The sequence below is a fragment of the Dolichospermum sp. UHCC 0406 genome, from assembly GCF_009712025.1.
GTDB classification, from domain to species: domain Bacteria; phylum Cyanobacteriota; class Cyanobacteriia; order Cyanobacteriales; family Nostocaceae; genus Dolichospermum; species Dolichospermum lemmermannii.
Map to the genome: position 1 here is coordinate 1 of NZ_VILA01000005.1, position 14,942 is coordinate 14,942.

Annotated in this window: 22 protein-coding genes; 15 read left to right on the forward strand and 7 right to left on the reverse strand. The window is 39.7% G+C overall.

Features of this window, described 5'->3' with window-relative positions:
- Positions 1 to 322 precede the first annotated feature (322 nt).
- The 6 genes from FJR09_RS05635 to FJR09_RS05660 all read left to right on the forward strand — a co-directional run bounded on the left by FJR09_RS05635 (position 323) and on the right by FJR09_RS05660 (position 3,690).
- Complete coding sequence (locus tag FJR09_RS05635) at positions 323 to 523, forward strand: type II toxin-antitoxin system HicB family antitoxin (protein ID WP_015081078.1); 201 nt, start codon at positions 323 to 325, stop codon at positions 521 to 523.
- Positions 520 to 729: a type II toxin-antitoxin system HicA family toxin gene (locus tag FJR09_RS05640; RefSeq protein ID WP_015081077.1), complete on the forward strand. Its 210-nt coding sequence runs from the start codon at positions 520 to 522 to the stop codon at positions 727 to 729. Before FJR09_RS05635 ends, FJR09_RS05640 begins: the two co-directional genes overlap by 4 nt.
- Positions 730 to 1,328: 599 nt before the next feature.
- A complete protein-coding gene (locus FJR09_RS05645; RefSeq protein WP_015081076.1) occupies positions 1,329 to 2,108 on the forward strand; it encodes a hypothetical protein in 780 nt (259 codons plus the stop codon).
- On the forward strand, positions 2,062 to 2,454 hold the full coding sequence (mazF, locus tag FJR09_RS05650; RefSeq protein WP_051155201.1) for an endoribonuclease MazF: 393 nt from the start codon (positions 2,062 to 2,064) through the stop codon (positions 2,452 to 2,454). Before FJR09_RS05645 ends, mazF begins: the two co-directional genes overlap by 47 nt.
- 478 nt (positions 2,455 to 2,932) lie before the next feature.
- Positions 2,933 to 3,223, forward strand: coding sequence for a hypothetical protein (locus tag FJR09_RS05655; protein ID WP_168653498.1), 291 nt, complete (start codon positions 2,933 to 2,935; stop codon positions 3,221 to 3,223).
- Complete coding sequence (locus FJR09_RS05660) at positions 3,220 to 3,690, forward strand: PIN domain-containing protein (RefSeq protein ID WP_168653499.1); 471 nt, start codon at positions 3,220 to 3,222, stop codon at positions 3,688 to 3,690. Before FJR09_RS05655 ends, FJR09_RS05660 begins: the two co-directional genes overlap by 4 nt.
- Here the strand turns inward: FJR09_RS05660 and FJR09_RS05665 are convergent.
- The 5 genes from FJR09_RS05665 to FJR09_RS05685 all read right to left on the reverse strand — a co-directional run bounded on the left by FJR09_RS05665 (position 3,680) and on the right by FJR09_RS05685 (position 8,757).
- On the reverse strand, positions 3,680 to 4,273 hold the full coding sequence (locus FJR09_RS05665; RefSeq protein WP_168653500.1) for a GTPase: 594 nt from the start codon (positions 4,271 to 4,273) through the stop codon (positions 3,680 to 3,682). The two genes, FJR09_RS05660 and FJR09_RS05665, sit on opposite strands and share 11 nt — an antisense overlap.
- On the reverse strand, positions 4,266 to 5,444 hold the full coding sequence (locus tag FJR09_RS05670) for a GTPase (RefSeq protein WP_174782915.1): 1,179 nt from the start codon (positions 5,442 to 5,444) through the stop codon (positions 4,266 to 4,268). Before FJR09_RS05670 ends, FJR09_RS05665 begins: the two co-directional genes overlap by 8 nt.
- 252 nt (positions 5,445 to 5,696) lie before the next feature.
- Positions 5,697 to 7,100, reverse strand: a complete 1,404-nt coding sequence (locus FJR09_RS05675; RefSeq protein ID WP_168653501.1) for an NAD(P)(+) transhydrogenase (Re/Si-specific) subunit beta — start codon at positions 7,098 to 7,100, stop codon at positions 5,697 to 5,699.
- Entirely contained in the window at positions 7,097 to 7,390 is a 294-nt protein-coding gene (locus tag FJR09_RS05680) for an NAD(P) transhydrogenase subunit alpha (RefSeq protein WP_015081070.1), read from the reverse strand. Before FJR09_RS05680 ends, FJR09_RS05675 begins: the two co-directional genes overlap by 4 nt.
- A 212-nt stretch (positions 7,391 to 7,602) precedes the next feature.
- Entirely contained in the window at positions 7,603 to 8,757 is a 1,155-nt protein-coding gene (locus FJR09_RS05685) for a Re/Si-specific NAD(P)(+) transhydrogenase subunit alpha (protein ID WP_015081069.1), read from the reverse strand.
- A gap of 562 nt (positions 8,758 to 9,319) precedes the next feature.
- Here FJR09_RS05685 and FJR09_RS05690 point away from each other — a divergent pair.
- Entirely contained in the window at positions 9,320 to 9,832 is a 513-nt protein-coding gene (locus tag FJR09_RS05690; RefSeq protein ID WP_015081068.1) for a DUF2808 domain-containing protein, read from the forward strand.
- Here FJR09_RS05690 and FJR09_RS05695 read toward each other — a convergent pair.
- Both FJR09_RS05695 and FJR09_RS26105 read right to left on the reverse strand, forming a co-directional pair.
- Positions 9,825 to 10,043, reverse strand: coding sequence for a hypothetical protein (locus FJR09_RS05695; protein ID WP_168654034.1), 219 nt, complete (start codon positions 10,041 to 10,043; stop codon positions 9,825 to 9,827). The two genes, FJR09_RS05690 and FJR09_RS05695, sit on opposite strands and share 8 nt — an antisense overlap.
- Complete coding sequence (locus tag FJR09_RS26105; protein WP_371725127.1) at positions 9,946 to 10,296, reverse strand: hypothetical protein; 351 nt, start codon at positions 10,294 to 10,296, stop codon at positions 9,946 to 9,948. Before FJR09_RS26105 ends, FJR09_RS05695 begins: the two co-directional genes overlap by 98 nt.
- A gap of 167 nt (positions 10,297 to 10,463) precedes the next feature.
- Here FJR09_RS26105 and rpmH point away from each other — a divergent pair, with 167 nt between their 5' ends.
- The 8 genes from rpmH (at position 10,464) to FJR09_RS05745 (ending at position 14,862) form a co-directional block, all read left to right on the forward strand.
- Positions 10,464 to 10,598 carry a 50S ribosomal protein L34 gene (gene rpmH / locus FJR09_RS05710; protein ID WP_015081067.1) on the forward strand — a complete coding sequence of 45 codons (135 nt, stop codon included), beginning with the start codon at positions 10,464 to 10,466 and terminating at the stop codon, positions 10,596 to 10,598.
- A 27-nt stretch (positions 10,599 to 10,625) separates the two neighbouring features.
- Complete coding sequence (gene rnpA / locus FJR09_RS05715) at positions 10,626 to 11,015, forward strand: ribonuclease P protein component (protein WP_015081066.1); 390 nt, start codon at positions 10,626 to 10,628, stop codon at positions 11,013 to 11,015.
- Positions 11,002 to 11,388: a PH domain-containing protein gene (locus FJR09_RS05720; protein ID WP_015081065.1), complete on the forward strand. Its 387-nt coding sequence runs from the start codon at positions 11,002 to 11,004 to the stop codon at positions 11,386 to 11,388. The genes rnpA and FJR09_RS05720 overlap by 14 nt, the downstream gene beginning before the upstream one ends.
- Positions 11,389 to 11,619: 231 nt before the next feature.
- A complete protein-coding gene (yidC, locus tag FJR09_RS05725) occupies positions 11,620 to 12,765 on the forward strand; it encodes a membrane protein insertase YidC (protein ID WP_015081064.1) in 1,146 nt (381 codons plus the stop codon).
- A gap of 2 nt (positions 12,766 to 12,767) precedes the next feature.
- Positions 12,768 to 13,283 (forward strand): R3H domain-containing nucleic acid-binding protein, encoded by a 516-nt coding sequence (locus FJR09_RS05730; RefSeq protein ID WP_015081063.1) that lies wholly within the window; start codon positions 12,768 to 12,770, stop codon positions 13,281 to 13,283.
- Between the two features lie 100 nt (positions 13,284 to 13,383).
- Positions 13,384 to 13,887 (forward strand): DUF177 domain-containing protein, encoded by a 504-nt coding sequence (locus FJR09_RS05735; RefSeq protein ID WP_015081062.1) that lies wholly within the window; start codon positions 13,384 to 13,386, stop codon positions 13,885 to 13,887.
- 290 nt (positions 13,888 to 14,177) lie between these two features.
- Positions 14,178 to 14,477: a type II toxin-antitoxin system HigB family toxin gene (locus FJR09_RS05740; protein ID WP_015081061.1), complete on the forward strand. Its 300-nt coding sequence runs from the start codon at positions 14,178 to 14,180 to the stop codon at positions 14,475 to 14,477.
- Complete coding sequence (locus FJR09_RS05745; RefSeq protein WP_015081060.1) at positions 14,461 to 14,862, forward strand: type II toxin-antitoxin system HigA family antitoxin; 402 nt, start codon at positions 14,461 to 14,463, stop codon at positions 14,860 to 14,862. The genes FJR09_RS05740 and FJR09_RS05745 overlap by 17 nt, the downstream gene beginning before the upstream one ends.
- Positions 14,863 to 14,942 lie beyond the last annotated feature (80 nt).

A 14,942-nucleotide genomic window follows, 5' to 3' on the forward strand; every position in this document is an offset into this window, starting at 1 on the left:
CTTTAGTAGTCAAATGAAAATTAAGGTCTATATTTTTACTGTCTTAATTGCGTATTTATGTTTAACCAGCTATGCTGCTTATCATACTTGTATGTGTACTACAAATTGAAGTGCGGAATGTGGGTTAGAAGTTGAATATTGGGAAGAAATTCGTACTGCTTTGGATGTGGTTTTGGGTTTTGGGGTTTAAGTTGAGCGAACTGACAAGTCAGCGCTTCGCTATCGCACTCCCTCAACTCCCCAAAAGCGATTATTCATCTTTATTAAACTGATACGTCTGACTCCCCCTGCGGTAAAATATCCTTAGTTCAAGGAATTGACTATGAAAATAAAAGCAATTATTTGGGAAGAAGATGGTGTATGGTGTGGTTCTGTACCAGCTTTACCAGGGTGTCATACCTGGGGTGAAAGTTATGAACATTTATTAGAAATGTTGAAAGATGCTGTTCAAGGTTGGTTAGAAGTTGCTAGTCAGCAAGAAGAAATTGAACCAGAAAAACAATTAATTGAGTTATCTTTATGAAATCCGTTTCTGGTAAATCTCTGTGTAAGATTGTGGAACGCTATGGATGGAATCTAAAAAGGATTACAGGTAGTCATCATATCTATGTTAAGGAAGGTATGAGTGTGATTCTTTCTATACCTGTTCATGGAAATCGTGATCTACCTATGGGTACACTGAAAAGTATTTTGAAAGATGCTGGTTTAACTGAAGAAGATTTAGATTAATTTCGCTATCGCACTCCATCAACCTCCCCAAACAGCGAACTGACAAGTCAGTGCTTGCGCTATCGCATCCCCTCAACTCCCAAACAGCGAACTGACAAGTCAGCGCTTGCGCTATCGCATCCCTTCAACTCCCCAAACAGCGAACTGACAAGTCAGCGCTTGCGCTATCGCATCCCTTCAACTCCCCAAACAGCGAACTGACAAGTCAGCGCTTGCGCTATCGCATCCCTTCAACTCCCCAAACAGCGAACTGACAAGTCAGCGCTTGCGCTATCGCACTCCCTCAACTTCTCTTTTTAACGAACCAAAGAGACACAGTGTATTGCACTCATCACCAAAACAATTACGTTTCAGCAAAGACTGCTCGCATCTAATTACGTTTTTACTGTACTTCTTCACAGAGTAAATTACAGTATGCTATCGGTGAAGTTTGTTAGCTATAAAGCCAAACTCATTCAGAAAATTAGTGTTATTACTTGCTGTTATTAATTATACTGGTTAGTTTAGTAATCTTGATAGTCAAAGGTCTTGTTATTTTTCGTCAGAGAAGCTAAGGTAGAGTTAAAATATAATGCGCTTTATAAGCTTAGGTGTTGCAAATGGGTATCCTAGAGGCTATCAAACCTGGTTATTTTGAAGAATTTCGGCTTGAAGAAGCTCAATTATTCTTAGAGCAGTGTTTAGCCTGTGATTCTTCCAATGCTGAATTTTATGAATTTCTTGGAAATATTGCACAACGTCAAGGCATAAACATAGATCAGGTAAAATATAAGCTCTCTGAGGCTCTTCAAGAATTTATAATTTTGTTTGAGCTTCAAGAACAGCTTGTTATTACAGGTTCACAAATCAAGGAGCTTACTAAACGTATTCCTGCTCCTGATTCTGAAAATAAATTAAAGCGTAGTTACGCGCTTGAAGAAAAATTCTTGGACATGGCTTTTCAGAAGTTTGTCGAAAGAGTTTCTGAAATTAATTATGTTCACTCCAGAATCGTAGAGAATTACTGGAACTATCTTCCTGAGAAGCTTCAGGATTTGATTTTGTTTGGTTATATCCAAGAATTATTGGCTCAAGGAAAATATTCTTTATCTGAACTTGGCATTTCTCAAGCTGTTTGCAAAAAACACGAAGATTCGTTTTTGCAATTCAAGAGTTATCTTCTCAATGTATTGAGTGATTCTGATGTTGGTGTACGGTTACCTCAGTTAATAGATAAATATGAGCAAATAGTTTCTAATACCTCTGAAAATAATCCTAGCCAGCAGAAAAAAACACCATGTAAGAGGTATAATTTGGAAGAGTTCTTAGTAAAAATAACTCCTCTAAATTCTCATGGTGAAAGTGACTGGGGTGAAGCAATTGGTAACGAAGTTTGGTAGTAAGGTATATGTGCCGGAGCGCGGCGACATTGTATGGCTAAATTTCAGCCCTCAAGAGGGGCGTGAACAAGCTGGTCATCGCCCCGCTTTAATTATTTCTCCTATGATATATAATGACTTAGGTCTTGCTCTAGTCTGCCCAATAACTAACAGTACAAAAGGTTATCCTTTTGAAGTTCCTATACCTAGCGGTATAAATACTACAGGTGTTGTTTTAGCAGATCATCTTAAAAGCATTGATTGGAAAGCAAGAAAAGCTGAATTTATTGAAAAAGTTTCAGTTGAATTTGTTACTGAAGTCATTAGTATATTATCTGTGATAATTCCCTATCCTCAGCAAGATTAAAAGTGTTGTAATGACTGAGGATAAAAGCAATTAGTAAAATACTAATATCGCACCCCTCCAACTTCCCAAACAGCGAACTGCTTGCAGCAGCGCTTCGCTATCGCTCTCCCTCAAACTCCCAAACATCTTTTTTAACGAACCGCAGAGACGCAGAGGACACAGAGAAAGAGAGATCGCACTCCTTCAACTCCCCAACATCCTTTTTTAACGAACCACGAAGACACGAAGAACACGAAGGAAGAAGAGAAGAGCGATCGCATCCCTCCAACTTCCCAAAAGCGAACTGCTTGCAGCAGCGCTTCGCTATCGCATCCCTCCAACTTCCCAAAAGCGATCGCACCCCCTCAACTCCCAAACAGCGATCACACCCCTCAACTCCCCAAACAGCGATACCTTCGGTGTTTAAATCTGATATACTTTTAATAGATCAAGTTAATCATAAGTTTTACTTGATATTAATTAACTAGAATCTAAGAATGTGAAACAATATAAAACTATACAGCTACAATTGAAACCAGAAATAGAAGCTCGTCTGATTACCCAAGCTACTAAACAAGGTTTATCAATTGAATCTTATCTTGAATCTTTGATTGAAGATAGTTTAAAAAATCAAGAGGAAAAATCTTTTTCTCAAGTAACAACTGAGGAAGATTGGGAAACAGCACTAATGAATTTAATCAATAGTCCTGCTTTTGCTTTAGCACCACCACTTTCAGATGTAGCTATTAGTCGGGATAGTATTTATACTAGAGAAGATGAAATGTTATGAAATATTATTTAGTAGATACCAATATTTTGCTGCGCTTAGTACAAAAGAACAGTCCAATGCACCTTGACACTACAAATGCAATTTTTATGCTCAAAAGACAAGGTAAATTCTTATCTATTACTCCACAAAATCTGATCGAGTTTTGGGCTGTTGCTACACGACCTATTGATAAAAACGGTTTAGGTTTATCTATTAATCAAATAGTAGAAGAAACTGAAAATATCAAAAATATATTTTTGGTATATCGTGACACACATCAAATTTTTACAGAATGGGAATCTCTAGTTATTAAATACCAAGTTATGGGAAAACAGGTACATGATACACGTTTAGTAGCAGCTATGTTAACTCACAATATTACACATTTATTAACATTTAATGTTGAAGATTTTAAACGATTTACTGAAATTGTAATTGTTTCTCCGTATGAAATTCCAAGGTTTCCTGGTAAAAATATCAATCTTTAATATTATTTTCAGCTAAAATAGACATTATAGGAATACTTTTTGAAGCCCAGTTTTTTGAACTATTATCAACTCTTAACTTCACCTGAAATCCTTGAAATGAAGGATTTAGATTATATTCCAATGTAATAGCTTTGACAAACTCTTCAATTTGTAATTTCCTATTTTTTGAAACTATATCACGGTTTTCATTAGGAACTGATCCTGCAAATGTGAAAACTAGCCAAGCATTATTCCAAATAAACGCTCCTAATTTTTCTGTCAACAAGCTTATTGTCGTTTTTTCTTCTGGACGGAATCTTGTTTCATCTAAGCGAGAAACATAAATTAATGTGTTGATTGTTTTTAAATCAACATTATTGATTATCAAATCTAAATATTGTTTGTCGCACTCTAGATCATCTTCTGCTAGTCCTGGTGTGTCAATCAGGCAAATATCACCTAAATGGCTAGTATGATCATAATACCTGATTATTTTGGTACAAGCTTCGTATTTTGACGTTTCCGCAACAGGTTTGCCTAAAATTGAGTTAATAAAGCTTGATTTACCAACTCCAGTACGTCCAACAATTAAAAAATTACGCATTTCTACGATCTAACTCTAACCACAAACCTACTACAGTACCCAGTAAACCTCCAACTATTGCACCACCAGGACCAAGAAATAAACCTACCGCTGTTCCACCAGACGCAAGCCCTCCAATAAGACCTTTATTAATCTTATTTTTAACCTCTTCTTTTTGATTTTCATCTAGTTCAATTCGTGGTTTACCCGATGATGAAGATACACTATCTTTCATAGCTGCTGCAAATGCTAAAGAACCGGATTCAGATGCTCTGACAAAAACTCTTGTAAAAAATTCTCCCAGCCATTTTTTGCCATCTGGTGTTGTTTCACTTAGGTTATCTACGGCTATAGATGGAATTTGATTAGCTGTATCTTCTCCTACATACTTAGCTATTTCTTTGCGTATTAATTCTGTTCTTATCTTGAAAGTTTCCTCATATTCTGAGGCAGTAACAGAATTAGCAAATGTAAAAACAATTACGGAGCATTCCCAAACTTTCTTACCAAATGCTTTTGAAAGACCTTTAATAACTTGTTTTTCATCACTTGTCACTCTAGTATCATCTAGCCTACTGACAAACCACATTGAAACCATTTTTTGGATTTTTGGTTTCATTTCCTTCAAGTATTTTTGGTCATTACCAGCTTCTTCATCATCACGAAGACCAGGAGTATCTACTATGATGCAATTTACGCCATTTAATTGATGTTCATAAGTGTCTACCGAATTTGTAGTGGGTTCATATTTGCCAGTTTTAGCAATTTCACAATCTAATAAAGAATTGACAGTGCTAGACTTTCCTACTCCCGTGCGACCTACTAAAACAAAGATAATCTGTTTATCAATAAATGTTTTTACCTTTGATTTTAACTCATTGCTAATATATGGCAGATTATCAATTTCCTGACAAAGGTTTTCGACATTTTCCTTTTCACTGCGAATTTCATATATACGCATCAAAGCAATTTCAATGCCAAATTTGGCCAGATAATCCGCAAGTATTCCAGATGTTCCTAATGCAAGAATCCCTCCAAGCATACCAGCCGGTCCACCAAGAATTGCTAAAGCTGTTGTGATGGCCGCTGCACCAGTTAACCCTGTAGTAGCCATGACAACTGTAAATATTACTGCGGGTAATCCTAAAGCAGCTACTTTTCTTATAACTTCATCCATAAAGCCAAATTCCAAATTCCTGAAAATTAATTAAAGGGTAGGTGTAACCTTATAATTTTTATTATTGCAAAATCTGGCAAATATTACTTAATATTCCGGGATAGCGTATAAAAAACTTGCCCTAAAAATAGTCAACTCTCTTAACTCTCTCTTTTCTTTGCGCCTTTGCTCCTTAGCGACTTTGCGCGAAACAAACCTCTTCGCGCATCTGCGTCTCTGCGAGAGAAAAAAAGGGGTATAGCAACAAACTACACCCCTAAAATTAACCTAAAGTTGCTTCACCTCACTAACCAACTTAGCCACCATATCCTTAGCGCTACCAAACAACATCGTCGTTTTAGCCTTATAAAACAACTCATTATCAACACCAGCAAAACCAGCACTCATACCGCGCTTAATCACAATAGTTTGCTTTGCGCGATCAACCTCCAAAATCGGCATCCCATAAATAGGACTATTCTTATCACTACGCGCCGCCGGATTGACCACATCATTAGCACCAATCACCAACGCCACATCAGCCTGTTCAAACTGGGGATTAATATCCTCCATATCATACAACTGCGTATAGGCCACATTAGCTTCCGCCAATAATACATTCATGTGTCCCGGCATTCTCCCCGCCACCGGATGTATCGCATATTTCACATCCACACCCATGCGCTCTAATTGATCTGCCAACTCTCGGACGCTATGCTGGGCTTGAGCAACCGCCATACCGTATCCTGGCACAATCACCACAGAACGGGCATAACCCAACATCATCGCCCCTTCTTCCGCATCAATACTGCGAACAGGTTGATCACTAGCACCAGCAGCCGCACCACCACTAGAAGTAGAGACAGAACCAAAAGCACTAAATAAGACACTGAACAAAGAACGGTTCATAGCCTTACACATAATTTCCGTCAGGATAAGACCAGAAGCCCCCACCAAAGCACCGGCGATGATTAACATATTGTTCATCACCACAAACCCAGCCGCAGCCGCAGCCACACCGGAGAGGGAGTTTAACAGGGAGATAACAACCGGCATATCACCTCCACCAATGGGGAGGACGAACATCACACCCAACACCAAGGAAACAGCCACCACTGCTAAAAATACGGGGAGGCTATCTGGTGTCCTGATTAAATAGGCACTTCCAGCTAAATAAGAACCCAAAAGCAAGAGGTTAAAAGGTTGTTGCAAAGGAAAGGTAATCGGTGTACCGCTAATTAAACCTTGCAATTTGGCAAAAGCGAGAAAACTACCTGTTAAAGTCACGCCACCAATTAACACATCCAATAACATGGAAATGTTGACATCGAGGGGGATAGGCTGTGAACTATCTAATAACCGCCAAAATTCAGCAACAGCAATTAATGCGGAAGATGCTCCACCTAACCCATTTAGTAAACCCACCATTTGGGGCATTTCCGTCATTTGCACTTTGTAAGCGATAACAGCGCCAATTACCGAACCAATAGCCAAACCTATCAAAATCATCTCGTAATTTAATACGTGCTGATCTAGCATTGTAGCGACAATAGCTAATAGCATTCCCACCGCAGCGACAAGATTACCATTTCTAGCACTAGCGGGAGAACCCAGCTTTTTCAAACCTAAGATAAATAATGACGCAGCGACTAAATAAGTTAGCTGAATCCCAGTTGGTAAAAAGTCGCTCATGCTTTAACTTCCTTTTTTTTAAACATTTGCAGCATTCTGTCAGTGACTAAAAAACCACCGACAACATTCACCATTGCCAAAATTACGGCAATTAAACCGAGAATTACCGATAAATTCGTGTTTTTCTCCCCCGCAGCCAGAATTGCACCAATTACCGAAATCCCGGAAATGGCGTTTGAACCGGACATTAACGGAGTGTGTAACGTGGGGGGAATTTTGTTAATCACTTCAAAGCCAATAAAAGAGGCTAGGACGAGTACAAATAAAGCCGGAAGTAATGCTTGTGTCATGTTAATTTTGGATTTAAGAGGTTTCGCGCAAAGATACAAAGGAGCAAAGACGCAAAGAGAAGATTTACAACAATCATGGAAAATATCCCTCAAACACTCATTTCTCTGTGAACTCTGTGCCTCTGTGGTTCGTTATTCCGTAATTAGTCCGCGCAGGCGGACTTTGCCTGTGTAGCCGCGAATTATATTCGCCTGGGCTTTGTTTGTATCAACTAAACCGCTACCGCTTGCAAAGCGTCTTTTACTCGTTGGTTTCTAATTTCTCCACCATGAGTAACACAAGCTGCGTCAACGATATCGTCACCAAAGTTGATTTCTAAGGCTTTGTCTTTAATTAACAATTGCATTAATGAGGTAACGTTCTTTGCGTACAGTTGACTGGCGTGTACTGGCATGGATGAGGGTAAATTAATTGGTCCGATAATTGTTACCCCGTTCCAAATAATATCTTTACCCGCTTCTGTACAAGCGCAGTTTCCACCTTGTTCTGCGGCTAAATCCACAATTACTGAACCGGGTTTCATTTGTGCCACCATTTCTTCTGTCACCAGTCTGGGGGCTTGTCTCCCTGGTACTTGGGCGGTGGTAATGACAATATCGGAGTTTTTGACGTGGCTGGCTACTAGTTCTTGGGTACGCTTTTTACTATCTTCTGAAATTTCTTTGGCGTAACCACCGGCTGCTACGGTTTCTTCTTCGAGTTTGACTTCGACGAATTTCGCCCCTAAGCTTTGCACTTCTTCTTTAACGGCTGGGCGGATATCAAAGGCTTCTACTACTGCTCCTAGCCTTCTGGCCGTCGCTATGGCTTGCAATCCTGCCACACCTGCACCCATAATAAATACTTTGGCGGGAGCAATTGTCCCCGCAGCGGTGGTTAACATGGGGAAGTATTTCGGTAATGCCGCCGCCGCAATCAATACGGCTTTATAGCCCGCCAGTGAAGCCTGGGAAGACAAGGCATCCATGCTTTGCGCCCTGGTGGTACGGGGGATTAATTCCATGCTCAAAGCGGTAATTTGCCGATTTGCTAATTGTTGAGCAATTACGGGATTTCCCAGGGGATTAAGGAAGCTAATTAATACAGAGCCAGATTTAAGTAATTCAATTTCTGTTCGGCCGTCTTCTCTGGTTTGCGGTGGGCTAACTTTGAGTAAAATATCTGCTTCACTCCATAATTGGGCAGAATCATGACTAATTTTTGCTCCTGCTGCTTCATAGTCAGCATCACTGAAAAATGCTTTTTCTCCCGCACCTGTTTCTACCCAAACTTCTAAACCTTGTTTGACTAATTTTCCCACGGTGTCAGGAATTAAAGCTACACGCCGTTCACAAACTTCTATTTCTTTCGCAACTGCTATTTTCATGCAATCTCCTGGATATAAATACTTAACATCACCCGTTAACTTTTAATACTTCTTATGTCAAATTAGTATCATTAAGCTGATGGGATGATTAACCATGAATTACCTTTGTAGATAGAATTTCCAAATTTTGTTTTTGCTATCTTCGTTCTCTAGTCACAACTTCAACTTGACAGTATGCAGATATCATCCTCACAAAACAGCTATAAGTAGAATTAGTTATCGCACATCCTCTGCCGATTTCTACATTTTGGATATTGTTCTTTAGATTATTTTATATTTTGGAAAATTCGCACTCTTTTTTTGATTCATTATGGAATTTTTAATCATTTGCGATATATCTGAATATTCATAATTAGCAACAAAAATTATTCTTTTAGATAATAAAATTAAGAATGTTTACACTAAATGCTAAATAACAGTAATTTTGCTTTATAGATGGAACTTTTCACAAGAATGGCACTTTTACCTTTAACTAACGTCTATTGTCAAGCATATAGTAGTAAAGTTTAGTTACAAATACTAACGCTTAGTTAAAAACTATCCACTAGCGGAAACCTAATTTATGAAACGCTTACTTTCTGCCTTAGCTGTTACTAGCTGTTTATTAACAAGTTTTTCCGCTACAACTTGGGCGCAAAGCTTACCTGGTTTGACACTTTTTAGCGGTGTCAAAGCTGATAATCAACTGCCTTACCGCTTGGATTTTGGCGGACAAACCAATAGCACTGATCGTTATATACTAAGAGTTCCTGCCAAAAAAATGAAATTGGCAGTAGCTCAATTTGCCATTACCTATCCTGATTATTACAAGGGAAGTTTTGATACCAAAAGTGTTGAAGTCTTAGTTAAAGGCAAAAAAGTCCCCCTGTCTGAAGTGAAATGGGATAAGGAAGGCCGAGCGATTCAAATATTTCCCGAAGAACCAGTTCCAGCCGGTCAAAAAGTAGAGGTAGTCTTATCTAACGTTCAAAATCCGTCTTTTGGGGGAGTTTTCTATTTTAATTGTCAAGTGCTTTCCCCTGGAGATGTGCCATTATTGCGTTACCTCGGCTCATGGATTATCAGTATTACTTAAAAAGGGAACTGACAACGGACAACGAACAACTGACAACTGACAACGAACAACGGACAACGGACAACTGTACGGGCGAAGCATTTGGAGAACTATTTTTGGCAATGACCGATAATTTATCTTCCAAATGCTTCGCCCCTACTGACAACGGACAACGAACAACTGACAACTGACAACGAACAACGGACAACGGACAACTGTACGGGCGAAGCATTTGGAGAACTATTTTTGGCAATGACCGATAATTTATCTTCCAAATGCTTCGCCCCTACTGACAACGGACAACGGACAACGGACAACGAACAACTGACAACTGACAACTGTACGGGCGAAGCATTTGGAGAACTATTTTTGGCAATGACCGATAATTTATCTTCCAAATGCTTCGCCCCTACTGACAACGGACAACGGACAACGAACAACTGACAACGAACAACGGACAACGGACAACTGTACGGGCGAAGCATTTGGAGAACTATTTTTGGCAATGACCGATAATTTATCTTCCAAATGCTTCGCCCCTACTGACAACGAACAACTGACAACTCCATCCAGAAATATGTTTTTGTTGCCTGTAAAGTGGTAAAATATCAGATTGTGACTTTTTATGAAAATCGCCTAAAAGGAGAACAGTATGCAAAGAACCCTGGGCGGCACTTGCCGTAAGAGAAAAAGAACATCTGGATTTCGCGCCAGAATGCGGACACCAGACGGCAGAAACGTGATTAGTGCTAGAAGAAAAAAAGGACGGCATCGTTTGAGCGTGTAGGGTAAAATTCAGCAATTAAGAACTGTTGTGGCTTTGCCCAAAGCATATCGTCTCAAATCCCGTCAGGATTTTCAGGCAGTTTTCCGGGAAGGAATTCGGCGACATAGTTCTCATTTCACTTTGAGAGCTTTAAAACCTACTCTTTTGACAGAACCTTCTTTGGATACTGCCCCCCCTGCCACAAAAATTGGTATCGCCATTAGTACAAAGGTCAGTAAACGCGCCGTTGTTCGTAACAAAATCAAAAGACAAATGACAGCAGCATTACATCAATTGCTACCTAAATTAGTCCCAGGATGGCGGCTAGTATTAATTGTGAAACCAACAACAACAGAATCTGAGTGCGAAACTCAGAAATTTCTGCAAGAATTAGAGCAGTTGTTGGCACAAACTGAGGTATTAAATGGGCATTCGTGAAGAAGTTTTTTATGAGGGTGGTCCCCACATTGGGGATTTAATTCTCAATCTGCTGATTGGACTGACAGTGGTGGGTATCCCCTTAGCTGTGGGGGCAATAGTCAGGGCTATATGGCTGCGCTTCCGGATCACAGATCGAAGGATATGTGTAACTGGCGGTTGGATGGGACGCGATCGCTTTGATGTAATTTATTCAGAAGTGGTAAAAGTTGTCAAAGTTCCCCGTGCCATCGGCCTATGGGGAGATATGGCAATCACTCTCAAAAATGGTACTCTCATCGAAATGCGGGCTGTTCCCAATTTTCGGGGAGTCTATGACTACATTAACGAAAAAGTTGCTGCTAAAAATCCCCAATATAGCAGTTCTAAATAAGTCATTTGTCCAGAGCGGCAACATTCAGATTTTTAGATAATGTGCGGCTATCCGTAGCTTCCCTCGCTGGCGTAGCTTGTGGATAGTCACAGCAATGCTTAACAAAAACCTCTACAATATAGAGCAAAAGCTTGGGAGAGAACCCCCTCTAGTCAGAGGATAGGCTCAACTAAGCATCCCATTCCTCACCGGGGTGGGAGTGTCAAAGTACCGCAGGTTGAATTCAGAATAATGGATTTTGGTATCGGGTTTCTCTCGAACAACGTGATGTTGCCAATCATAGACCTTTTCTATGGTTTTGTCCCTAGCTATGGGTTGGCGATAGTAGCCTTAACATTGATTATCCGCTTTGCACTCTATCCCCTGAGTGCCGGTTCTATCCGTAGTATGCGACGGATGAAAGTCGTGCAACCGCTGATGCAAAAGCGCATGGCAGAAATCAAAGAACGCTATAAAGACGATCAGCAAAAGCAACAAGAGGAAATGCTCAAGGTCCAAAATGAATTTGGTAATCCCTTAGCAGGATGTCTCCCTCTACTTTTGCAGATGCCAGTATTACTAGCACTGTTTGCCACTTTGCGGGGGTCGCCTTTTTCCGGCGTTAACTATTCCGTTAATCTGCAAATCTTCCCTCAAGAACAAATTGAGCGCATTCAACCCCAAGCCTTTGCCACTTCTCCGCAAAATATTTATATTGCTGATGGAGAACATACTCCCATTTCTGCCATCTTACCAGGCGGTAATAAGTTAACAGTGGGAGAAAAAACTAAGATTCAATATCAAACCGTAGAAGGTAAATCATTTGATTCCCTCTTAGTAGAACACCCAGAAGCTAAGTTAACTCCTCAATGGAAAATCATGAAAGGGGAAGAGAGGGTCAAAATTGATGCCCAAGGCAATATAGAGGCTCTAGAACCCGGAGACGTGACCATTCAAGGCACAATTCCCGGACTAGCCGCAGAGAAAGGATTTCTCTTTATTGATGCTTTGGGTCGAGTCGGAGCTATTGATGCCGATAACACAGTCCACTGGGATATTGTGGGGATGATTGTCTTCTTTGGTATCAGCCTTTATGTGAGCCAAATGCTGTCTGGACAAAATTCCAGCGGTGGCAACCCTCAGCAAGATACAGTAAATAAAATTACCCCTGTGCTGTTTTCTGGGATGTTTTTATTCTTTCCTCTACCGGCTGGAGTTCTCATGTATATGGTAATTGGTAACGTTTTCCAAACCGTCCAAACCTATATTCTCTCCCGTGAACCTCTACCAGAAGAAATTCAAAAAATCGTAGATTTACAAGAGAAAGAAGCCCAAACTATCGAAGTAAAAGCGTTGCCATTTGAACCCAAAAGTTCTAAGAAAAAGGCTAATGGTTGATTATGAGCGACATTTCTATGCAAAGTAGTGAACAATGGTTACAGAATTTGCTACTTCTGACTGGTGTATCTACCCAAGTACGGGCTAATTTAGAAACTACCCCATCTTCTGAGCAAGATGTCCCAGCAGGAGCAAGCTACTGGTTGACAATAGATCAAACTAATTTAACATCAGAACAAATTAGGATTTTAATTGGTGCTGGTGGTTCGGTGCTAGACGGAATTCAGTATCTAGCAAATTCCGTTCTCAACTTAAACCAACCAGAAGACAATCAAACGGCTTACACGGTTGAATTAAGTGGTTATCGGGTGAGACGAGAATCTGAAATCCGCACTTTAGCCGAAACTGCTGCCGCAGAAGTCCGGTTTTCGGGCAGAGAGGTAGAACTTCAATCTCTCAGTTCTTCAGAACGTCGCCAAATCCACACGTTATTGCAGGAATTTTCTGATTTAGAAACCTTCAGTCGTGGTAAAGAACCTTATCGTTATTTAGTTGTTCGTCAAGCAGTTACACCATAATTAGGTAATAGGGAACAGGGAACAGACAAGAATATTACCAGTTACCCATTACCAATTACCAACTACCCATGCTCAATTTTAAGGGTATTTCACAAATCCTATGGACGCTATTTTTATTCCGCAGCTAACTAAAGCCCCGGAGCGGACAGAGGAAATTCAAGTTCAAGAGTTTCTGCCTGGACTAGAAACGTTGACACCAGTTCGCGGAGTTATCCAGGTTAAACATCAGGGTAATTATTTAGAAGTTTCATCTCAGGCAGAAACAATTGTTACCTGTACTTGCAACCGCTGTTTGCAGCAGTATAACCATCGTTTGGTTCTGAATACTCAGGAAGTTATTTGGTTAGACGAAACCGCTAATCAAACGGAAGATTTGCCTTTAGAAATGGAAGTCGCTGTAGAGGATTTACTGGAAACTTTAGCACCTGATGGTCATTTTGATCCCAGTGAATGGCTCTATCAGCAGATGTGTTTAGCATTACCTCAGCGTCAATTATGCAATGTTAATTGTCCGGGTATTTTAAATACTGCTGTTTCTGAACCACCTACGGATAGCCGTTGGGCTTTATTAGATGCGTTGAAAAAGCAACTTCCAGATAATTAGTAAATTTACTATTTGGTGTGTTATGGCTTAATTCTTTATGGCTCGGTAAAAGCTGTTAATACTCTCTCAAGCTCCTCAAGGATTTTTCATCTTTGTGGAGTTTTTAATTACAGAGAAATTTTGTATAAGTCCTAATTAGGACTTGACAATTTACTCTCATTTTGAGAGAATAGGGCAGGTGGCAAGCACAAACACAAGAATACACAAGCACAAACACAAGAATACACAAGCACAAACAAGGAGTCAAGCTATGTACACCAATCAATATTATTTCAAACCCCAAATATATTATGCACTTAATTTCAATTCGCAACCTCCGCGAAGAAGCAGCAAAGTACCCTGATATCAAAAAACAAATTGAGAGTTGGTATGCAACTGTTAAAAAAGCAGAATGGCAAAATTTAGAAGATGTCCGCAAGAATTACCGAGATGCTGAAGCTGTTGGTAATTTCACTGTTTTTAATATTAAAGGTAATGATTATCGTTTAATTGTCGGGATTAATTATGAAACAAAAAAGGTTCACTACAAATACTTGTTGACTCACGCCGAATACAATAAAGATAAATGGAAAAATGACTATTACTTTTGACGATAAAACTTATAGTCAATTATTAGCTGAAATAGCTCCTCAAGTAATTGAAACTGAAGCAGAGTATGAACGGCTTTTAAAAGTTGCAGAATTTCTAACTTTTAAAAAGAATCTTACTCCAGAGGAGCGAGTTTTAGATAAATTGCTAGTCAAACTAATTGAAGATTATGAGGAAGAAAATTATCCAATGGATGAATCTACACCTCATGATATATTGCTACATATCATGGAATCTAGCGGAATTCGTCAAGCTGACTTAGTACGTATTCTTGGTTCTAGCAGCGGTGTAGTTTCAGAGGTTGTCAACGGTAAACGTTCAATTAGTAAAGCACAAGCTAAAGCCTTGGGAGAATATTTTAAAGTGTCTCCTAGTTTATTTATTTAGAGTGCGGTTTTTCAAAAATTTACAGAATTTTTGTCTGATAGCGTAGCGTGGCGTTAGCCATATCAGGATATCCAGGATTT